Source organism: Prevotella sp. oral taxon 306 str. F0472 (genome assembly GCF_000257925.1).
GTDB lineage: Bacteria > Bacteroidota > Bacteroidia > Bacteroidales > Bacteroidaceae > Prevotella > Prevotella vespertina.
The window spans coordinates 155,082-177,644 of the sequence record NZ_AJIN01000036.1 but is presented as its reverse complement, the minus strand read 5'-3'; the positions used below and the strand labels follow the sequence as shown (position 1 = coordinate 177,644).

The window sequence follows — 22,563 nt, the reverse complement described above, 5'->3', positions numbered from 1 at the left end:
ACTAATGTCCCAAATCTAAGATTCCCTGAGTTTGAGGGAGAGTGGGAGGAGTGCAAGTTGGGAGATGTTGCGATAGTAGTTGGTGGCGGCACTCCATATACAAATAACCATAAATATTGGAATGGCGATATTCAATGGTTCACTCCATCAGAGATTGGTAGAGACAAATATGTAACCAATAGCTTACGTACAATATCAGAAGAAGGTTTGAATAAATCCAGTGCAAAACTTCTTCCGATTGGGACAATATTGTTAAGTTCCAGAGCGACAGTAGGAGAATGTTCTATAAACAAAGTAGAATGTACAACTAATCAAGGATTCCAATCTTTAATTCCCAAGGAATATTTCTCGAAGGAGTTTGTATTTTATTTGATGCAGACCAAACGGAAAGAGCTAATAAGAAAATCTTGTGGTTCTACATTTCTTGAAATTTCAGCAAACGAAGTACGAAAAATAAAAATAGCAGTACCAACATCCAAGGAGCAGGAGAAAATAAGTAAACTTTTAGCTTTACTTGATGAGCGTATCACTACCCAAAACAAAATCATTGACAAGTTGCAATCCTTAATCAAGGGGATTATGGTCGAATTGCAAAAGCAAGGACAAAATAAAGGCAATTGGAGAAATGTACTTCTAAGTAAAGTTCTCACGGAAAGGGATGAACGTAACACTAACTTATATCAAGTTTTTTCTGTTTCTGTTAGTCGAGGTGTTATTAATCAAGTAGATTATCTTGGACGTTCATTTGCAGCAAGAGACACATCAAAATATAATGTTGTACATTATGGTGACTTAGTTTATACAAAAAGTCCTACGGGAGCATATCCTTATGGCATAGTTAAACAAAACCTTAACCAAGAAAATGTTGCAGTTTCACCACTATATGGTGTTTATATACCCAATAGTCTTTCTGTTGGAACATATCTCCATGAATATTTTAGGAGTGAAATAAATACGCACAACTATTTGCATCCGCTGATTCAAAAAGGAGCAAAGAACACTATTAACATTACAAATCAACGATTCTTAGAAAATAGTGTCCCGATGCCTGTATGTGCTAATGAACTATTGCTGATCTCAAAATTATTAATTTCTTTTAACGATAAAATTAAATATCAGCAAAGCATACTACAACAATATCAGAAACAAAAGCAATACTTGCTCCGTCAGATGTTTATATGAACATCTGGCGAAGTAGGTATTGTTTTTGAGAATGTAACATTGATAGCATATTTATCTCATTTATAATATACTTGTCATAGTTTTTTAAAACAGATGCAACTGAATTAATATTCTCTTTATTAAAAGAATATGGCAAAATATAGTTCTCCACATCTCCTTTACCAATATTCATCTGGGCAGCTCCTTGAGCACAAGCAATCATACTTTCCTCAAATTTATGAAAAGAAAGTACTTGGTATATGAATTCTCTATTTTCACTTATCTTTAATTGTAATAGTCCAACTCGTTGATTGAGTAGAAAAAAACCTTCTGTGCATAATGAAACACGACCAACATTACCTGTTAATGATATTAAAATATCATTAGCTTCCAATTTTTGGTGCTTTTGAATATCATAAGGTATTTCTATAATACAATTACATTCATTCGTTTTGACATAACGTTCGCCAGCGACATTTGCAATAGTAAGAATTTTCCATTTTCCCAAAGCGTTATATTTACTACTTTGGAAAGCGTATCCATTCTTCAATTCTGCAACTTTTGATAACTTTATTTTATTCTCAAATAAGTCTTTTCGTTCGAAGAGATATTTACTAATTGCAGACCTTAGTTTTTTCAAGTCCTCAATGATTTTGTTTTGGGTAGAGATGCGCTCATTTATCAAAAAAAGAAAATGGGTTAGTTTCTTCTGCTCATCATGTTTGGGATAATATAATTTCAGATTCCGAAGGTCATCATTATAAATTCTAACAATAGTGGTAGAGTTCAAATATGACCAGTTTATTCTAGAAAGTAGATAAAATAAAAAATCATTAGATATAATCTCTTTAGGATTGTCTATCCATACGATATTTGAATCCTGGTAGTAAGATTCTTCTCCATTATATATAATGCACTTACCTACTGTTCCTGCACAAGTAATCATCACTTCTCCCCTATGTGGGAAAGGATATTTTGTTTTGTACTCATCAAACAATTCTTTGGAAATGTAAGCGTCGGCTTTCCCCCCAATAGTACCGATTTTATAAAAAGGAACTCCGCACTCAGTGTTTGTTTGAGCTGCCATTATTCGTTTGCACATCTGAATATTACATTCATTCCCCAAACGTTCTTTCTCCCACTCTCCCTCAAACTCAGGGAATCTCAGATTTGGGACATTGAGTGTCTTTTGTTCGTTATCTATCGTTGTTGTCATTTTGAATCCTTAATTTTAGTTGCCAATCATATCTCAGTTACATGCCAGTTACATGGTCGGTATATGCTCCATACCCCATTATATGAGGGTTTGGGGCTAAATTTGGCACTTATTTGAACCTTCAGTTACATGGTAGTTACATGGCCTATGCCCAATATGGGATATAGTTATGCCTATTACCTCCCTCTGCATTTTCCTCTTTTATCAGTTTCGCTTCCAAAGCATCCTTGATTATCCTTGATGCCATTGGATAATTCTTATCCTCTATGCCCAGGCGTGTGCGAAGAGATTGATTGTTCATCTTTTCATTGGAGACATATTTGAGACAGGCGTGTTGATAACAAGCCCTCACTCTCTCGGACTTATCCAAATCTGCAAATTTCCGATAAGAGAATACCGTTGCAGTGGTTCGGCTTTCATAGAGCTGGAAACGTACTGGTGGTAACTGATACAGTTCCACATAGAATATGGTCTTATCCATACCACTACCTTTTTCCTCACAAATGCCCATTCTGCGCATGATGTCTGCAAGAGTATCGTTTCTTGACTGATATTCATCTATGAAACGCTCCACACTGATAAGGGGTTGCCCTGGGTTGGAAAATTCAATACGATCAGAATAGATTTCAATCATCGGAAAGCCCTGTACAGCAAAATCTTGATGAATAATCATGTTTGCCGCCAATTCTCGAATGGATATTTCCGGGTACATACGGGCATCCTTTCTTAAAGCCATGCCTATCTCCTCATTGGCAGGCAGCTGGCTGTTTATCCATGCAACCATTTCTTCAAAGCCTATGGCATAGCCTTTATCGAAAGTCTGTTCACGAATGGTCTCAATCTTATTTTTGCCTTTATAGACAATGACTCTAACCATTTTTCGCTTTAGACCATCGAAATCAGATAGGTGCTTGGCAAACAGAATGGCCCCAAGTTCAGTAATACTGTAGCCAATCTCATCTTTCGTTATCAAATTTTCAGCTAAAAACCTATCCAAAATACCATTTGTATCTTGTGGAAGAGGTAAGTGCATCATGTCAAAATAAGTTTCTGCACTAAGGTAGGAGAAAACGTCTTGACCAGATAATCCTTTTTTCAAGACAATCTTTTCCAAAGATTTACGATCGCCTTTCCAAATCTTAGCTTCCTTTGCAGGAAAGTCCTTCAACTTGCGTGTTATTGTGCCGACTCTAACGTATGCTTCATGTAGGAAACTTACAGGGCGATTGATTGTTGCTGGAATTTTGAAGATACAGACATGACCTTTATCCTCATAATTGAAATCGTCAATAATCTCGAAGTCTATACGAGGATTCAAGCGAGTTGATAGCCAAGATTCAAGTTCTTCGTTGCCAACCATTATTTGTTTGCCGTACAAGTTGGTGCCAACAACATCATGACTTTTATCATCAACACCGAATACAATATAGCCAAATGGCATATTACACAAATAGGAACTATTCGACAAGGCTGAGATTCTTTCCCCTATCTCTTCTTTAGAATGAAAATTGTGCTTAAACTCTAACCACTCTGTTTCTTTTGGCTTGGCTGTCAGAGCATCAATCAATTTCTTGAAATCTATATATTCCATATGACTTTATTCTCTTATAGGTTCAAGCAACATTACTAATTCAGACTCGGCAATGTCACACTTTTCAAAAAGGAATCGTAAACAGCGGAGCTTGCTTCAGTTGTCCATAGATGTCCACAAGTATTTTTGTGGAGCAATCTGTGTGCAATATCTTGTATCAGCTTGTTGGGCTGACCAAAAGAAGCCTTCAGCATCATAGAGTGTATCTACAATGTCTGTATACTGTTGTTCAACCATCTTAACCACTCGTAATAGCATTTCCTTCCATGTTGTCTCGGTATATTCGTTGCCAAAAAGACGGAAGCCTTTTAGCTGCCTGTTTGTCGGAGTGAAAGATTCCTCTTCCAGAGACACTTCATCAACAGGCTTAGGCAATGGCTTGAATGCGGTTTGTGGCAATGGATAGAGACGCAAAAATATTGCCACAATTTCATTGCTGCGATTTTGCAATTCAGTTTCAGTCCACTTCTCGCACAAAGTGACATTTTTAGTCAAGCGATACTTGGAATTTCTGTAACCTGGATATATTTCATTTCCAATTGCCTTGCCATCACGCTTTATAGCAAAAGGCTTGTTGCTAAGTTCGCTATTGATGCCTGTCAATGTCAGGTTGGCAAATGTGTGAAGGTATTTCTCTTGTATCTCTTCAAAATTATCACCAAGCATTGCTTTCCATTCTCCACTGAGTGTTTGCGGCATAATATGTTCAATAGTGGCATCCTTCTTTTTCATGTCAATAGCTACGTCATTGTATTCACCATGCACAGAATTCTCCAACCTTTCAAAGAGGAAAATTTGGAACGGCTTAAGCATGTGATAGGCATCTCGGGTCTTTATTGATTCCACAAACTGTACATCTCTTGGCAACTGATAGTTGCCATCACGACGCATAATGTGAAAAGTCAATATATCTGAATAAGAATAATCAAGTTCAATATTAGCAGAGGCATATTCTTCAAGACTTTTCAGTACATCCTTATGCAAAGCACAGAACACCTGTGTAAGTGCATTGCCAGGCATATTGCATACAATACGTCTTGCCAAATAGTTTTCCACCAAGTCAATCACTTTGTACATTTCTGCTTCTGAAAGTTCATTAGTAGAGGCATACTTCAAAAATTGAATGAAGAATACATTGGCCACGTCTGTTTCGATATTGCAGATATGACGCATTTTCTCAGAAAGTTTGGCGGTGAAGAGTTTTGCCTCCACCACTTGCTGATAGTAATGTGCATAGTCCAACATTTCAATCAATTCTTCTTTACGGTCATGCCCTTCCATGTACTTCTTCCATTCGTAATAAATATTAGACAAACGAACAGGGCGTTGCAGCTGTTGCTTGATGGTGAGATAATCGCGCAAAAATCTTGTTGGTTGGCTTTCTGTTGCAAGTTCTATCTTTTGCCAATAGTTCTTGAAACACTCCAGTTGCTCTTCTGGTGTCAAGGACATCAGAAGATAATTGCGTATCTTGTCTGCCTCTGTAAGAGCCAATCCAGTAGAGTTAAGACTTTCAAAAATGAGCTGTGCATCATCATCTTTGTCCAATTCTATTGAAATGATTTGCAAGCGTTCGATGGCATCAAGCAATTGGTCAAATGACAATAATTGTGGTCTTCTCGTCAACTTCTCATAGAAATGGTGATAATTGCGAGTAATCTTAGACTCTTCATTAAAGGAACCCTCACCATTAAAAATCTTGTCGTAGGCAATTCGGTCATTCTCAATAGGTACTAATTTAATTTTACGTTCGGCGTTACAGAACTTAGCATTCAAGAAAACCTCATAAGCTTCTTCAACTCTCTTCTTATCACTTATTTCTATAGCATCATCTTTCACTGCCTTTATTCCAGCCAAAAGAAGAAGTGAAATGGTGGTCAAACGTTGCTGTCCATCTATTACCAACCTATTGTAGCTATTATTATCGGCAGACGATGTGACGATAGAACCAAAGAAATGAGAATATCTGTTTAAGCGACTTAGTTTTACCAAGTCGCTAAGCAGCTGATCGCAATTGTCTATCAACCAATCGTAATTACGCTGATAGACAGGAATTACAAATTGGATTTTATTGCCTTCTATAAATTCATATAATGGTTTTGCATAACCTTTCATACTTAGTTCCTTTCGTTTTTATTCAACCAATCCCAATTCTTTCAAATAACCTTCAATTTCTTTGTCAAGGTCGGCACGCTTGGCTTCCAGATCCTTGATTTCCTTCATCACGGCATGGATGTCAATAGGTTCTTCCTCCTCGAAAGTATCAACATAACGAGGAATATTGAGGTTGTAGTCGTTTTCGGCAATCTCCTCCAAGGTGGCAAGGTGGCTGTATTTCTCAATCTCCTTGCGATCACGGTAGGTGTCAACAATCTTCTGAATATGCTGTGGGCGGAGCTTGTTCTGTGTCTTTATCTTCTCAAAATCCTTGCTGGCATCAATGAAGAGAATACTGTCGTCTTCCTTACGGCATTTCTTAAACACCAGAATACAGGTAGGGATGCTTGTTCCATAGAAGATGTTGGCAGGCAGACCGATGATAGCATCCACATAGTTTTTCTTCTCAATGAGGAAGCGACGGATTACCCCCTCAGCATTTCCACGGAAGAGAACACCATGAGGAGCAACGCAAGCCATAGTTCCACCCTCGTTTAAGTGATAAAGCATGTGGAGGATGAACGCATAATCAGCTGTCTTGCGTGGAGCAAGCCGTCCTGCCTTGCTGAAACGGTCATCATTGTTGAACTTATCAGCAGCACTCCACTCAGCAGAGAACGGAGGGTTGGCAACAACGGCATCAAACTGAGTGTCACCAAAGGCATCGGCTTCGAGTGTGTCGCCATTCTCAATACGGAAGTTGCTGAATTTGATGCCATGAAGGAGCATATTCATGCGGGCAAGATTGTAGGTAGTGGGATTCTTCTCCTGTCCGAATATCTCATTAGCATGTCCTATACTTGCTGCACGGAGCAGCAAAGAGCCGCTACCGCAGGTTGGATCATAAACATTGCGAAGGCGTGCATGGCCGAGGGTTACAATTTCAGCCAAGATACGGCTAACTTCCTGCGGAGTGTAAAACTCACCGGCTTTCTTTCCTGCACCGGCAGCAAACTGGCTAATCATATACTCATAAGCATCGCCAAGAATATCAATCTCTTGTGAAGCCTCTACGCCAAAATCTATGTCATCGAGGGCAAGAAGTACATTACTGACCAATGTATTTTTATCATCGGCTGTCTTTCCCAATTTAGGTGAGGCGAGGTCTATGTCTGAGAACAAACCGCCAAAGTCCTCCTCACTGTCTTGTCCCAGAGTACTATCTTCAATACGCTTCAAAGAACGCTCAAGTATCGGCAGGATATTTTCTTTCTTTTTAATACTCTCAATAACGGATGAGAACAAGAAGTTAGGTTCTATGAAATAGCCAATATTTTCGATACATTCGGTCTTTACGCTCTCTTGTAGCTCTTCTATATCGGTATCTTTTTCCATTGACCATAGTTCTTTGAAGGAGATTTCATCGTCCACTAATGCGTTATTGGCATATTTTTCGATTTTCTCCGATAAATACTTGTAGAAGATAAACCCAAGGGTGAAATACATAAAGTCGCTTGCCGACATATTGCCACGCAGTTTGTTAGCAACTTCCCAAAGTTGGTCACGGAGTTTCTGTTGTAATTCTTCGCTCATATTATTGTTATTTCTTATTTTCTATTATTAAAATATCTCTCAATGCCACTTTGTATGATTGGGATTTTGTTATGTTATCAAATGGAAATTCTGACTTGCTGTGTATATGTGAAACATCAATTATACAATTCCATGAAGAAAATGTAGGTGCTTCTTCACTGGGGTCTAAGCATAAGATTTTCATAATTGCACCATTCTTATCACAAAATTCGTAGCCAACAGCAAGCATGGCGTGAGCTCCATCAGTAAACACAGTTGATATTATAACCGGTTTGTCCTCATCAAGCGTATCTGCAATGAGACCAATAAGTTTCTCCTTGTCTCGTGGGTTTCTCCTTCTGACTCTTATCCCGAAACTTTGCTCGTTAATTTCTTTTCTAAGAGTTGAATAGGAATAGCCAGACCTTACCATTCCTTGCTCATCAAGAAAATGGCTTAAAAATTTTCCTTTGGGTGTTCTTCTGTCAGGCTTGTTGAATATCTCCAAGTCTTCCTCGGTGACAGCACCAATGCACAATAGCGCCATAGACAAGGAATAAACAGCGCAAGCCCCATCCATATGTCCTTGACGTCTATGTAATATAACATATTTACCATTTGCATCCTTGACAAGTACACCTTTAGGACTTATCCGTATTGAATCTATTACTTTTATTGAACTCATATATGTTTTTAATTATTCCCAGCTGAATGTTCGTATGATAGACTTCAAGCGGTCAAGTATCCTTGTCAATGTTTTGCGTTTTTTTATTAATCCTAAATGCTTTTCTTTCAACGCCTCTTGTATAATTTCTGGTTGTTCCTTTTGCAAGTAGTCATATTCAGACAAGTAATGATTGAGAACAGATACATCCAAACCCTCTTCTTTTGCAAGTTTATCTACTGCGTTGTTCCGCTCAGTCGTGATGTAATTGTTCAATCGTTCTTCAAGGTCGCTTGTTCCGTCAAACTTCTGTTTGCGTGCCATAAAGTTATCTCGGTCATCATCTACGTTCTGCTGTATAAAGCCATCAATCAGTTTTGCCTTGTTACGTAACTCAGCATCTTTAATCATCGTATCAATAATATACGTACGTTTTTCCTTATAATCTGCGCTGTAAGGATTAAGATCAGCGATCAGTTCAAGTATGTAAGTTACATTGATAATATCACTATGCAACAATTCTAAACAGAAATCAATATCATCAATACCTGACTCTGTTGGAGTTTCCGTAGACTCTGTATCTTCTTCAGGCGTTTGATTTTCTTCTGAAGGCTTACAGCCACCGGCAAATGTATCGTAAATATCAAGGTATTTGCTTCGGAAGTCCATAAATTGCTGCTCTGTCATACCAAGATCTGCAGCATCTTCTTCAAATTCATCGTAAACCTGAATCTCTGCATGTTTCTTAATGACATCACGGAATGCGAGGATAAACTGCTTTTTATCTTTCTCACTCTGCAACAAATCTATGCTGCTGGGAGTTGGGTATTGTTCTAAGAAGTTTGTCGTAAGTTCCTGATAATTCTTCTTGACTTCATTAAAAGGCGGACGGACAATATCTTCAAGATTATTGCTGTTACTGAAAAGCTTGATAGAAGCATCCACATTGCTTTTCAAATCACGGAAGCAAACAATCTTGCCAAAACGTTTCTTTTCATTCAAAACACGGTTTGTACGACTGAATGCTTGTAATAATCCATGATAGTCCATATTCTTATCCACATAGAGTGTATTGAGTTTCTTGCTGTCAAAGCCCGTTAGGAACATGCCGACTACCAGACAGAGGTCAAGTGGCTTCATGTCTGTTTTCTTTTTCTTCATACGAAGATTGATGTCGTCATAATATGCACGGAAGTTTTCTGTAGTGAAACTTGTACCGAACATATCATTATAATCATCCATAATAGCCTGTAACTCATCTGCCTCGCCCGTACTTTCACTCACATAGCTACCAGTATTCATACCTGTAAGGGCGTCGTCCTGACTGCTGTTAGATGCGTATGTAAACACGGCTCCTATTCTTATTTTGGGATTAAGACTCTTGAATATTTTATAATATCGAATGAGTGTTGACACAGACTGTACGGCAAACAAAGCATCAAACTCGCCATCAAATGTTGATTTATTGAAATTATTAAGGATAAATTTGGCAATTTCCGTCATACGGTTTTGGTTAGCATTGTCTACATCGGCATTGCCATGATAATATTCTACGAGGAAACCAAGTACATTTTCATCAGCAATAGCATCCTTTATCAGATACTTGTGGAGGCAATTGCCGAAGATTTCCTTTGTTGTATGACCATCCACAGCATTCTCAACGAAGATAGGTGTACCTGTAAATCCGAATATCTGTGTATTATCGAAAAACCTGACGATATTCTTATGGCAATCTCCGAAATGACTGCGATGACACTCATCAAAAATCATCACGATACGAGTATGACGGATTTCTTCAATCCGCCTGCTATACCACTGCTTACTTACAGCAGCATTGAGCTTCTGGATGGTGGTGATGATAATTTTGGAATTACCATGAAGGCGCTTCACAAGTTCATCTGTGTTATCGGTACTGTCAACAGCACCTGGCTCAAATGCCTCATATTCGGACTGCGTCTGTGTGTCAAGGTCGTGCCTGTCAACAACAAACATAACCTTGTCCACATCGTCTAATTCGGCTACAAGCTGGGCAGCCTTAAATGAAGTCAGCGTTTTTCCCGCACCAGTTGTATGCCATATATAGCCATTGTTATTGGAATTTTTCACACGGTCAAGTATCTTCTCGACGGCATAGAACTGGTAAGGACGCAATACCATTAGGCATTTATCTCCTTCGTGCAGTACGATATACTTGCCTATTATCTTGCCTAACGTGCATTTATCAAAGAAGCTGGTGGCGAACTTTTCCAATTCATTGAAAGGTACATTAGCAGCATCTGTCCAATTGAATGTGAATTTGTAGCCGCTGTTGGGATTATTGGCAAAATAGCGTGTGTTCACTCCATTGGAAATCACAAACAATTGAATATAGTCGAACAGTCCGTGGAAGGAAGTTTTATGATAACGTTGTATCTGGTTGTAAGCCTGTTTCAGCTCTACCCCTCTGCGCTTTAGCTCTATCTGAACCAAAGGTAAACCATTTATTAGTATCGTCACGTCATAACGACACTTCTTTCTTCCTTCAGCAGTAATCTGATGGGAAACCTGAAACTCGTTCTGACACCAGTGGGTGCGGTTCAGGAATTCCACCCACAGGCGTTCTCCATTATCCAGTTCAAGTGGAAAGAGGTCACGGAGTTTCTTTGCCTTTTCAAAACGTGTGCCACCCTCAAGATAAATCAAGATTTTCTCAAATTCGGCTTCAGTAAACTCCGTACGCCCAATCTCTTCCAGTCTCTTCCTGTTATGTTTCTCAAGTTGACTTTTGAAATTTGTCCGTAGATTTTTCTCTTCTTCAATCTGTACATATTCATAGTTCATTTGCTGAAGAGTAGCAATAAGTCCGTTCTCAAGGGCCGCTTCACTTTGTACTGGCATATTTATTATTCTTTAGTTATTATTTGTTTAGCATATAAGGTTATTCTTCGGTTGACCTAAGTAAATCTCTCACATCAACCTTTAGCGCCTTGGCGATTTCAAGAAGATTCTCAAGGAACGGCTGCACTTTATTGGAACACCACCGTGAAACGGTATTCTCTGTACGACCTATTTCATTCGCCAGCCATTTGCCAGCCAATTGTTTTTCTGCCAAAACAGCTTTAATCCTATATATCGCCTTTTTCTGTTGATTTATCATTGTATATTGCAGAATGCGTAAGTACAAAGATACACTCTTAAGGTTGTTTCTCCAAACATATTTAAAAGTAATTGTTTTTTCCGTATAAAATTCTTGTTTTAGAATTGTATTTCATCGGAAAATGATAGTCTTTGAATTATAAGATTAAGTGTTCTTTGAGACAATGCAGAATCAAGAATGGGAAAGAAACTTGCTCGTTTCCATTTTGTGCCCCATTTATTCTTTATCCATTCTTATTTTGTTGATTATCTGAGAGATACAATATTCTTGAATCTTTTGCGGGCAAAGACTGCGTCTTTACGCATAAATAACTACGATAACTCAAACAGATTAAACTTAAATTGGTCATTAGACCACAATATGTAGATTCTTACGATAGTATTGTGTGGTATTGTTTCTTAACATCTTTTCTTTTTGAAAAAGATTATAACTTGTTTTGGTAGTATGATTTTTTTAAATAACTTTGCAATACTATTTTTAATTATCTAAACATATGTGGTAAACCTTTTCACTTGAAAGTTCTGAAGAACTGTAAATTTTATTATGAAGAATTTATCGAAAATGATATTTAGCTGTCGGCGCATCAAATGGCTTGGGCTTTGTATTTTCTTCTTGTTATCTCTTCAATCTTGTGATATTGGATTTACTCTTCCGTTAGATAACAATAAGTTTAGCCACGATATTCATTTATCAGAGAATCGTATGGTGAAGGTCAGCAGTATGTACTTCGGTGGCTGGTATTACCTTCTCTTTACTTTAAAAGGAGAATATGTAATGAATCCCGACTCCTTACGCTTGGACTTTTATGATAAGAATATAAAGGTAGGTAAATCTTTTCCGTTCTCTGGCACCAATACATATAAAACTAATCATACGCATGTAAAGAATAAAATCATTTCAGTTCAATTACGTTATGAACGCCAAGACAAAGGCAACGAAGATTCATTAGCCTTATTTGTTCTGCCCTCAGATTTCATTATGTGTAATGACAAAAGGGTGCTCACTGATTCGTTGAGAATAGTATTAAGGAAGGTAAAGAGAAAATAGCTGTTTTGGTAACTCAGTCTGGCTTATTGTGTAATAGATTCAGATTATCACTCCCTATTGCTGAAGAGCCCAACTTATGGGAATGATATTGCGTATTGCCTCAAGTCACATTGTGGGGTAAGGGGATATTGTAGGCAAAAGTGGGTGCTTCAAGTTCAAATTATCTGCAAATTCAGTAATGAGAGGATGTGTACACGCAAGAAGGACGTTGAAAGGCTTAGTTGCGGATTTGAGGCTATACTATATTAAAGTTTCATCTTCACCCCTATCTCTGCCACCTTCGCAGCATCATAATCGGCCTTGATGCGAGCATAATCTCTGCCGCCATACGAGCTTGGAACAAGATAATAGAGCTCTCCATACTTGTCCGGCACCACATCGATATATAATATCTCTCCTGTCAGCAGGCGCATCATGGGCAGATGGTCGTATCTGAAGCGTACCTCCATCACTCGACAGTTATACTGACGTGCCTCCTCCCAAAGGTCAAACATGCTCAGATCCGTCGTAAAGTAGGCCTCGTCAATACCGCAAAACAAGTGGAATTTGCCCGCAATCAGGGTGAAGACTACGCCTTTGAACTTATTGTTTTTATACGCCTCGTAAGAATCATTATACGCAAAAGGCAGGTGAGCGTAAGAGGAAAGTGCCTCTAAATACTCCGCCTCGCTGATGCGTTGGCAGTCTTGAAAAGTATCGTACAGTCGTTCCACAGCCATCGCCTCATCTTCATGGTACACACTTTTTGCCACACCCTCTTCTTCTCTGAAATCGTGCACCACCTGTCCACCTCTAAGATAGGCATATTCTGGCCAATCATAGCCATGAATGAGCAAATACGAGTCCAACAGATGCAGATCCCGACGTATGATAATCTCGTGAAGTATATCTTGCATTGGCTTCAACGCTTTCACGGCGTGGGCTACCGGCCCGCAAGCCTCTATCTTGAGCATCAGGCTGCTCTCTGACAACGCATGCGCCGTCTCAAAACCATAGTCTTGCCACAGACACCTCCATACCTCTGCGAGCCTTCTCTCTATCTCTTCCTGCTCCGTCTGCCAGTTGCTGCGACACAGCGGAATCACCACCGAGAAGCGCATCTGCTCTCCGCTTCCCGTGAGCAATCCTACCTCCGTCAGCTCATAGGCGTACACCATCGAGTCTTCAAAAGCAAGCACTCTATTCTGCCCTGCGGCAATCTCCTGATGCGTCAGTGCCTCTATGGCTGTGGAAAAATTGTCTTCCCGTTCGATGCGATAGCTCTCGGTCGGTGCTTCCTCGCTCGCTGGCAATGCATCCGTGCCGTCCTCCGCCTTATCTGCCGACGTCTCCATCTCCAGCACGTCACGCTTCTCGGCCCGCTTCTTGGTGTAATGCTCTGCCCAGATGAGCGCCCCGCCGATGAGCAGACCTATTACTGTCGGCCCCTTACCACCATCGGCAACGACCCCTAAGACCAATGCTCCGATTGCTGTCAAGACAATAGCAATGAGCAGCCATTGAAGTATAGAGTTGATAAAATGATGGTTCATATATGGTTTACCTTACCTTAATTCCGCAGCATAAACTCTTGTGAGAACTCCAAGTGCCTGAGAAACAAAGTTCTCAAAACACTTGGATATGTCAGAAATTTCACCTATCTTGATGCTGCAAACATAACAAGTAAGCAAAAATCTGACATGGCAAAGGTAGCAAATAAAAACATGAATATCACTTCTTTCGGTGGAATTTATCACATTATGGACGTTTTTTCAAAGTTGGGCTTTGAAAAACTTACCGAATCTGTATTGGGTAAACGTGGAAGTAGCGGCAAAGCATTCAGCCATGGAAGTAATTTCGGCTCTCTCTTCTTCAGTTACCTTTGTGGTGGAGAATGCCTTGAGGACATCAATGTGCTTATAGGACAGTTCAAGCAGAGACCTGATACGCTATTACTCGGTGCCGACACTGTGGGGCGCGGACTAAAGGGACTTGCCGAGAAAAGTATTGTCTATAAGAGCGAAACCTCCGACAAGTCGTATAGTTTCAACACGGCACAGAAGTTGAATACCTTACTTTTACGAATGATACGGAGGATGAGGCTTATAAAGGTGGGTAGTCATGTTGACTTGGACTTTGATCATCAGTTTATTCCTGCCCACAAGTTCGATGCAAAGTATTCTTACAAACAGGATTTTGGCTACTTCCCTGGTTGGGCTTCCATTGGGGGCATTATCGTTGGAGGTGAGAATCGTGATGGAAACACCAATGTGAAATTTCATCAGGAAGACACGCTTCGTCGCATTAAGGACCGGGTAATCTCAGAACTTGGTGTGACAATAGAGCGTTTCCGTGCCGACTGTGGGTCGTTCTCAAAGGAAATTATCCAAACCGTAGAGCAACGCTGTAACACATTCTATATACGTGCTGCCAACTGTGGCACTCGTTATGAAGAGTTCCGCCAACTGAAAGAATGGAAGAGCGTTGAGGTTGGTTATGAAAAATGCGATGTCACATCCGTCAACATGGACAACCTCATTGAAGGAAAGTCATACAGGGTTGTCGTACAGCGAAGTCCTTTAAGAGACAAGGATGGTAAGAAACAGACGGATATGTTCGGAGTGATATACACATATCGCTGTATCCTTACCAATGACTGGGTGTCAACCGAGAAAGACATCATTACATTTTACAATAAACGTGGAGAGAGTGAAAAGAACTTCGACATACAGAACAATGACTTCGGCTGGGCACATCTGCCCTTTTCCTTTATGGCTGAGAACATGGTGTTCATGATGGTTACCGCCATGCTGAAGAACTTCTATCTCCTCCGTCGTATCAGCGAAAAGGTTAAGCCATTGAAAAAGACAAGCAGATTGAAAGCCTTTATCCTGCATTTTGTCAGTGTGCCAGCAAAATGGGTGCGAACTGGAAGGCAGAACGTTCTGAACCTATATACAAATAAAACATACTACTCCGAAGTCTTCCTTGAATAAACAGCATTTCTTTGTGGTTTTTCATACCTCCCCATTGGTTTGGGTGGGGATTTTATGCCTATGCAAGAACCAAGAACTCCGGAAAATTCCAAAATCAATGGATAAATCCCAAAATGTCACTTCAATATATAAAAGTACCTCACAAGGAATAATGCTGCGGAATTGAGGTGGCATAAAAAGGTAGGGCTTAGGACAAACAAGGTTTTATGGCGAGATTACTACCTGCAATGAAATGGAAGTGTGAAGATTGTCGTCTAAACGGTTTGCCCCCTCGACCTTTTTTATCCGTAGAAACCCAGAACTATCTTTACCACTGACAACGAACAACCATTCCCGACATGATACACAGGCATAAGTGGAGGATGTGCAGGGAGAGAAGCTGGGCGAAAACAAAAAACAATAGAATACACAGAAAACAAAAGAGCCGCCCCAACGGACGGTTCATATGATCAAATTGAATATGGTATGAGATGTTTGTGAAAAAGAAGAAATGTACAAAAAAGGTTATACATTTGCCTAGCATTCAAAGGCAATAGCCTTATCGTCCATACCTTGAATGTGTTCGACACCTTGGATACTATGATATTTATCCATAGTATAGTTTAATAAAATTCTTTTTCTTCTTATCATCATACCCTTGTTCAATAAAGGCAGACGCATCTAACACCTTAAGTTCAAAATCTGCTCCTATCTTTATAATGTTTGCCTTTGTTATCGCTTTTCTTTTCGTCGCATTTTGTGTGCATTTAAATATTTCTGGTATTTTTCCTGTTCTATCTTCATATTCCTTTCGACACACTGGTAATAAGGATGCTACTTCGTCATCTATTGCTAATGATGAAATCAATTCATTTGTATTAATTTCGGAACCATCATCTTGCAACATTTGTGTAATTTTTCGAGACACCTTCGCTAATTTCAAGGATTTTTCAGGCTGTTCTTTACTTACCTTTTGTACTATAAAAGAGCAAAAGTTCGCTATGTTTTCTGTATATTGAAAATCGGTGATAATATCCTTAACATATAGGAAGTTATTCGACCAATATCTACCATCCTGACGAATAGTTGATGTTTCCACAATTGAAATCAAATAACCTTCATCTGACTTGGTGTTAAAAATCAAACAACCCTTATCCAAATGTTTTGTACTCAAGCCTAACTGCGGCTTTATTGAATATTCGCCATTCTCATAGGATACAGTTAGGAAACTATCTTTAGCTTCTGTTTTGAGAAGCATGAGCGCATCAACAGTTTCATTATTAAGAATGCAACCGTCAATGTAGATTACATAAAACTCACCATTAGCTATATTAGGGTGTATGCTTTGGTTATAAAGGTGTATAGCAAGATTGTTAGATTGCTTAACTATATCATCTTTATTTTCAAATATCTTGTGTACAAATCTATAAGACAGATTCATGTCTAAAGACTCTATTGAATCGAATTGTCTAAAAACATCAAACTTGAATGTGTTTTTTACCAATGTTGAAATAAAATCAGAAGCAAATGACATATCATCTGCTTTAGAAGCAAATGCTACACCTTCTTCCTTTAACTTATTGCCTACTTTTTGTACTGTGGCTATTGTAGGGACTCCTAATTTTAAGTTTACCATTATTCGTAGATATATTTAGGAATTAAGCCTCCTTGATCAATTTTAGAGAACTTTGCTGTAGTATGGAAATACTCTAAATCCTTCCAATATGATTCATCCGCATGCTCAATTAATATCATCTGAAAACTCCTTTTTTGGTTTCCAATAATCTCTTCCATAAATTCGTTGAGCAGACGAAAAGCTTTCATAAGTTGTTTCTTATCGTCATTATTTAGCATACTCTTATCTGCATAATAAGGCATACTTGGCTGATCAATAAAAAGAAACGAACCAACCTGTTTGGACTTATGGTAGATTATAGACTCATGCAACCCCAAAAAGAAACACAAATGCAGGAACATATAGTTTGATTTACTGCCGATATTTCTAACAGGATATTCTTCTCCATTTTTTAATAAAGAGACTCTTCTTTCATCATTATCATAACGCATAGTAGAATCTGGATAAGAATCTACTATGCCATTGCTTGAGTGAAAATATTTATTTATATAACTATTCAATTCCTCTTTTACATCATGGGGCAATAAAGACATATTCTTCAGCTCTATCTTCAAAGACTCAATTAAAGAAATCATATTTTGCTCTGTACTTACCTGATAAGTATCCTCTTTTGGTCTTTTCAAATTTTCTAATCGGTATTTAAGACCTATTGCCCGTTCTAGCCATGTGGGATTTGCTATGGTTTTACGAAGATTCGTTAATTGCTTCAGTTCACGCTCACATGCCTTGAGTTTTTCCTTTAATTCTTCGTGCCTTTTAGCAAAATCATGAGGTAATTGGGGCTTCTCCTTTCTGGACTCCTTGATTTGTACTAGTTGCTTCTCTAACAAATTAAGAAGTTCGAGAGTTTCAGGAGAAATTATAACTTCATCTATGTGCTCCTTTATAAAGGTAATAGGACGCAAACTATCTTGAATCTTTTTTCCTGAGGACTTTTGCTTCTGCATTTCAGCTAGTAAAGAATTATAGATACTTAATTTATTATTTAATTCATACCTCTCTTTTTTAAGCAATTCCAATTTCTTTGTATCCTCATCATTTTTTATAAGCTTATTATAGGCAGCTAAAGCTTCTTTGATATAATGTAACATTTCATGTGTATTCTCACGAACAAAAAAATTATCTGCAGGAATAAGGTTGAGACTTACGGCGTCATCATAAATAGAAGTGAGACTATCTTTATATTTTGTCGCATTTTCTTGAGCTATTTGATGTTTTTTCTGATATTGCTCTAAATCCTTTATAGCTTTTTCAATTTTTGCTGTTATCGCCTTTGCATCATGATATTGAATACCATTAACAAGCTCTAATGCATAATCAAGGAAAACATCATAACTACGATTAATAAAAAATGCCGTATCAAAATAAGTGTTTGCTGATGAAATAATATCCTCTGTTAGATAATTAAATGGCAAAAAATGCCTGAAAGTCATATTGCACTTCCGATTACCAACTTTAGTTTCATGCTGAGGAACATAAAACATCCTTGTTAGAATTGTTCTCATCTCACCCACAGAGTGAGTTTGTATGTATGGCATAGGATATTCCTCTTGCTCCTTCCAATACACAGCTTGCGTACCTTGTCCTGAATGAGGTGCCTTCCTCATAAGGATGTAGCTTCTTTCTTCAAGAAATATATTCATTCCATAGTATTCAACATTTTCATTGATAATATTCTCAACTATGGTGGGATTATCTGACAATAGGAGGTAATCAATAATATCAAGTATAGAAGACTTACCTGTGGAAGAATCTCCTGTAATAACATTAATTTTATTTGGTTCGAACGAGTAGGTTATCGATCTTTCTGTATTCTCTCTAAACCCCTTGAACCACAACTTTATGCTAGCAATATATAGATTCATAAGTGTACATTCAATTTGTTATAAATTACTTTGGAAGATAAGTTACTACACATATCCAATAAAGCATGAGAATCTTTAATGATTCTGTCTAATCGCTTAGAACGTAAATTCTCATCAGGAAAGGAATAATCAATTAATTGCACAACACCGTCTGAGATATCGATAACCTTACTTTGCTTGAGAATTACCATAGCATTTATGAAATATGGTCCAAAAGAAGCTAATTTACGAGAAATTAATCCTTGGTTACTAATCAAATCAGAAAGTTCTTCAAAATTCTGGGACTTACGGATAATCGCCCCCAACTGATTATCTATTAGCAAAGTAACCATGATATAAGATATTGGCATATCCATATTCCTTCTTCTGAGAAGATGAACAATACATGCCATAATTAATGCTTCATTATTGTAAACTCTGTTCATTACTTCTTGAATTTATTTTTCCAATCACGATGCCAACCTATCAATGGTAAATCTGGAATTATTTCTGTTGCAGAATTGGAATAATAATAAATACATCCTTCACTTAAAAAATTTCCTAAAGGTGTATCTGCCAATAAAAATTCACACTGTCTCATTGAATCGACTGTATTGCATCCAGCCTCGCACAATTCATTACATGTTGCTTCTGATTTTATTCGACGATGATTAGAATGGTAATAAGTACGCCATTTTGCATATACATCTTCTGTTAACCTTTTTACATCTTCATGTATTATATCATTATTATTCCAATGTTCTTGAAGATTATTGTTAAAAAATAACCAGTTTTTTGTCAGATCAGCTATTCTGTCTAAATCATCATCTTTTGTGTCGTCAATAGAAATCAGCTGCTTTATAAATAGAAAATCACGAAAGTCTCCACTTAAACTATCAAGACTATAGTCGAACCTAAAATTAAGCTTCTTACGACCAATATCAAGTATGCTTTGATATCGTTCTGTGAAAATAGAACCGTTATATGATACTGGGGTTCTATTAATAATATTATCTATAGAATCATCTTTTAATGATGTCATAAGCTGATTATATACCCAATCAATACGATTGCGATTTAAACCAAAGCGATTAATCATGATTCTTTTTATATATTCTTTCAAGACATCAGAAGTTTTCGAAATAGAGATTCGAGAACAAAACTCCTTCAGATAATCCTTTTTGAGTAGATCACGGATTATTTGTGAAACATTTAAGTGATTATTTACCGATTTATTAGATTCTATTTTGCTCTTTTCTGTTCTTTCAGATTCTTTTATAGTAACAAAGGCTGATTTTAAATCCTCGACCGAATGAGTATTATGAAAAGCTTCAATTGCTTCAACAAATTTATTTTTGGAGATTGCTTTATTTGTTATCAATTGAAACTTTGTATTCTTTAAAATATCTGGTTGTTCTTCAATAAACTTCATCCAAATGGAAATAGTTTTCCACAAATCAGTATCTCGATTGCTTAAATTAATCGTTTCTCCTTTTGAACTTTTACGGACACTATGTTTTATTTGATATAGGGTTATACCCTCTTCCGTTTGTGTATCAACATCATCATGCAACTCAAAGCTAACAGTTGCAGCATCATCGTTTTCTTTTAATAGCCTTAATACAAAGTAATTCCACTGATATTCAAAGGCTGCAAAAATATCAGCAGCCGAACGTTTGCTTTGCTCTTTAGATGGTGTTATTACGCTCATATGAATTCAATTACAATAATATCAATTACTATCAGTTTTTATTCTTTGTTGCCACCGTTAATAAGTTGGCGAGGGTCTACGTTCAAAAGTTCTGCAATTCTAACAAGCATATCAAGCGAGGGTTGCATCTTGTTGGAGCACCATCGCGAAACGGTTGCTTCATTTTTACCAACTTGTTCCGCTAGCCATTTTCCTGTTTTACCATTCTCAACTAACACAACTTTTAGCCTATTGATTTTTTAAGATTCTATACGTTTTGATTTGTCCTTCAATTACAATAACTTAACTTATCTTGCAAAGTTAGTGATAATATATGGAAAAAACCGCATTGATTCTCAGAAAAATACAGTATAGCATTTGTTGTCCCAATGATTTTCGCTCATCCAGCTCCGAAACTATCTTTTCTGAAGCAAACAACACATAATTTCTATCTAATGAAGGATATGCAGGGAGAGAAACAGGGCGAGAACAAAAACGCAGTCTTCGGAGACTGCATTTCATCTAAAGAATAGAATACACGGAAAACAAAAAGCCACCCCAATGTATGTTACGAAAATAATTTGGAGAAGATTCTTTTTTTCTCACGATATACCCTTATCTTTGCAATAAACAAAGTGGTTCTTTGAATTGGCAAAACAAGGTAAAGTATAGAAGCTCACTGGTTTCCTTATCGTTACCATCCCTTATTGATAATCAAACTAATCTATTGGTTATTTGATATTTACGAATTTATCTATACCTTGCCATGTAGAAAGTTAGATTCTTTTTTATGCCACAAAGGTCGGCAATTTCTTTCAAATATGAGTTGATACGCTGGTTGCTCAACATAGGAAAGACTTCCCCCCTTTTCTATTGATGTCGTAGTACTTTCTTATAATGGCAAGTGGAATGTCCAGTAACATGACGTTTTCATCTACGCTTGTCTTGTATCTCTTGGTGATAAGCCATTGTCTGTCTTCTACAGTAACAATTTTATCGTATGTAAGATTATATACGTCAATGTAGGCTAATCCCGTGAAGCAGGAAAAAATAAAAATATTCTTTACTAACTCCAGCCGTTCTATGTCAAAGTGCTTCTTCATAATACGGAGTACCTCTTCTTCTGTGAGGTAGCCACGATCTACTAATTCATAGCGCAGCTTGTGATTCGCAAATGGATCATGCATGATAAGTCCTCTGTTCCTCGCATAGTTCACGACCTTTTTCAGGTTTCTCAATTTCTTGGTGGTTGTGTTATGCACACCACCTACAACAGATGTAAGGTATAATTCGAAGTCCTGAACAACGGCACTTGTCAGTTCTGTCAGTCCAATATCCTTGCGATGATACTTTGCTTGTAGGAAATCCTGAAAGTTCTGCCTCACCACCTTATACTTATAAAAAGTACCCTTTGTTAATGTCTTACCAACTTGTTGTGTGATGGAGTCTATATACTTGTCAAAGACTGGCAGAAAAGTGGTATATTCTTTGTTTGTACCAAGGAATACTGACCTGATAAGGTCTATGGAAAGTTCCTCTGATGTTTCATATTTCCTGTAAATCTGCATCAGTGTTGTTGTCAGTGCATCTATAGAAGCATTAATGGAGAGTGCTTCTGCTGTTCTGCCAATCATTCTGCTGGTTTTGTTACTCCACTTGGATTTATCCACAAAAATTTTAGTGGATCCAAGATTCGCCTTTTCGCCACCGAGATATATTCGGAGCATTACAGGTGATTTTCCTTCTTTGTTCTCATAGTTGGAACGTAGGTAGTAGGATACCTTGAAAGTTGTTTTCATAACGCATCATTTTAGTGTAGCTTTTTGGCTACAAAGTTCGACATAAGTTCTTGAAAACGAAAGTTTTGCATGCCGTCAATTTAATAGTCATTTTCCATTCATTGCTACATTTTTTTGAGAGCCTGCTTTTGTGTAGCAATTTCTGTAGCAGAAAAT

General features: G+C 37.8%; 16 protein-coding genes and 2 pseudogenes. 4 read left to right on the top strand and 14 right to left on the bottom strand.

Annotated features, from left to right (window positions below):
• Positions 1-1,182: restriction endonuclease subunit S (locus HMPREF9969_RS05920; RefSeq protein WP_009434851.1), on the top strand; the 1,182-nt coding region annotated here is incomplete at its 5' end.
• On the opposite strand, the gene HMPREF9969_RS12295 is transcribed toward HMPREF9969_RS05920, so the two are convergent.
• The 7 genes from HMPREF9969_RS12295 to HMPREF9969_RS05885 all read right to left on the bottom strand — a co-directional run bounded on the left by HMPREF9969_RS12295 (position 1,175) and on the right by HMPREF9969_RS05885 (position 11,437).
• Positions 1,175-2,377 carry a restriction endonuclease subunit S gene (locus HMPREF9969_RS12295; protein WP_009434904.1) on the bottom strand — a complete coding sequence of 401 codons (1,203 nt, stop codon included), beginning with the start codon at positions 2,375-2,377 and terminating at the stop codon, positions 1,175-1,177. The two genes, HMPREF9969_RS05920 and HMPREF9969_RS12295, sit on opposite strands and share 8 nt — an antisense overlap.
• 145 nt (positions 2,378-2,522) lie before the next feature.
• Positions 2,523-3,968: an RNA-binding domain-containing protein gene (locus HMPREF9969_RS05910; protein WP_009434817.1), complete on the bottom strand. Its 1,446-nt coding sequence runs from the start codon at positions 3,966-3,968 to the stop codon at positions 2,523-2,525.
• Positions 3,969-4,064: 96 nt separating this feature from the next.
• Positions 4,065-6,083 (bottom strand): DUF262 domain-containing protein, encoded by a 2,019-nt coding sequence (locus tag HMPREF9969_RS05905; RefSeq protein WP_009434914.1) that lies wholly within the window; start codon positions 6,081-6,083, stop codon positions 4,065-4,067.
• An 18-nt stretch (positions 6,084-6,101) separates the two neighbouring features.
• Positions 6,102-7,658: a type I restriction-modification system subunit M gene (locus HMPREF9969_RS05900; protein ID WP_009434808.1), complete on the bottom strand. Its 1,557-nt coding sequence runs from the start codon at positions 7,656-7,658 to the stop codon at positions 6,102-6,104.
• 7 nt (positions 7,659-7,665) lie between these two features.
• Positions 7,666-8,322: a hypothetical protein gene (locus HMPREF9969_RS05895; protein WP_009434813.1), complete on the bottom strand. Its 657-nt coding sequence runs from the start codon at positions 8,320-8,322 to the stop codon at positions 7,666-7,668.
• 12 nt (positions 8,323-8,334) lie between these two features.
• Positions 8,335-11,178, bottom strand: a complete 2,844-nt coding sequence (locus tag HMPREF9969_RS05890; RefSeq protein ID WP_009434910.1) for a type I restriction endonuclease subunit R — start codon at positions 11,176-11,178, stop codon at positions 8,335-8,337.
• Between the two features lie 40 nt (positions 11,179-11,218).
• Positions 11,219-11,437, bottom strand: coding sequence for a helix-turn-helix domain-containing protein (locus tag HMPREF9969_RS05885; protein WP_036895185.1), 219 nt, complete (start codon positions 11,435-11,437; stop codon positions 11,219-11,221).
• A 543-nt stretch (positions 11,438-11,980) separates the two neighbouring features.
• On the opposite strand from HMPREF9969_RS05885, the gene HMPREF9969_RS05880 reads away from it, so the two are divergent.
• Both HMPREF9969_RS05880 and HMPREF9969_RS13190 read left to right on the top strand, forming a co-directional pair.
• Positions 11,981-12,484 (top strand): hypothetical protein, encoded by a 504-nt coding sequence (locus tag HMPREF9969_RS05880; protein WP_232212655.1) that lies wholly within the window; start codon positions 11,981-11,983, stop codon positions 12,482-12,484.
• A gap of 76 nt (positions 12,485-12,560) precedes the next feature.
• Positions 12,561-12,788: pseudogene (locus tag HMPREF9969_RS13190) on the top strand (hypothetical protein).
• On the opposite strand, the gene HMPREF9969_RS05875 reads toward HMPREF9969_RS13190, so the two are convergent.
• A complete protein-coding gene (locus HMPREF9969_RS05875; RefSeq protein WP_009434842.1) occupies positions 12,730-14,016 on the bottom strand; it encodes a hypothetical protein in 1,287 nt (428 codons plus the stop codon). The pseudogene HMPREF9969_RS13190 and the gene HMPREF9969_RS05875 sit on opposite strands and share 59 nt — an antisense overlap.
• Positions 14,017-14,163: 147 nt before the next feature.
• On the opposite strand from HMPREF9969_RS05875, the gene HMPREF9969_RS05870 reads away from it, so the two are divergent.
• Positions 14,164-15,459, top strand: a complete 1,296-nt coding sequence (locus HMPREF9969_RS05870; protein ID WP_009434802.1) for an IS1380 family transposase — start codon at positions 14,164-14,166, stop codon at positions 15,457-15,459.
• Positions 15,460-16,045: 586 nt separating this feature from the next.
• Here HMPREF9969_RS05870 and HMPREF9969_RS05865 read toward each other — a convergent pair.
• The 6 genes and pseudogenes from HMPREF9969_RS05865 to HMPREF9969_RS05840 form a co-directional block, all read right to left on the bottom strand.
• Complete coding sequence (locus HMPREF9969_RS05865) at positions 16,046-17,074, bottom strand: nucleoid-associated protein (protein WP_009434874.1); 1,029 nt, start codon at positions 17,072-17,074, stop codon at positions 16,046-16,048.
• Positions 17,074-18,939, bottom strand: a complete 1,866-nt coding sequence (locus tag HMPREF9969_RS05860; RefSeq protein WP_009434887.1) for a DUF3732 domain-containing protein — start codon at positions 18,937-18,939, stop codon at positions 17,074-17,076. Before HMPREF9969_RS05860 ends, HMPREF9969_RS05865 begins: the two co-directional genes overlap by 1 nt.
• The gene (locus tag HMPREF9969_RS05855) at positions 18,936-19,364 is read right to left on the bottom strand and encodes a hypothetical protein (protein ID WP_036895184.1); all 429 of its coding nucleotides are present in this window, start codon (positions 19,362-19,364) and stop codon (positions 18,936-18,938) included. The genes HMPREF9969_RS05860 and HMPREF9969_RS05855 overlap by 4 nt, the downstream gene beginning before the upstream one ends.
• A complete protein-coding gene (locus tag HMPREF9969_RS05850; RefSeq protein WP_009434866.1) occupies positions 19,364-20,629 on the bottom strand; it encodes a hypothetical protein in 1,266 nt (421 codons plus the stop codon). Before HMPREF9969_RS05850 ends, HMPREF9969_RS05855 begins: the two co-directional genes overlap by 1 nt.
• 38 nt (positions 20,630-20,667) lie before the next feature.
• A complete protein-coding gene (locus tag HMPREF9969_RS05845) occupies positions 20,668-20,865 on the bottom strand; it encodes a helix-turn-helix transcriptional regulator (protein ID WP_036895182.1) in 198 nt (65 codons plus the stop codon).
• A 358-nt stretch (positions 20,866-21,223) separates the two neighbouring features.
• Positions 21,224-22,407 (bottom strand): annotated as a pseudogene (locus HMPREF9969_RS05840) (site-specific integrase).
• Positions 22,408-22,563 lie beyond the last annotated feature (156 nt).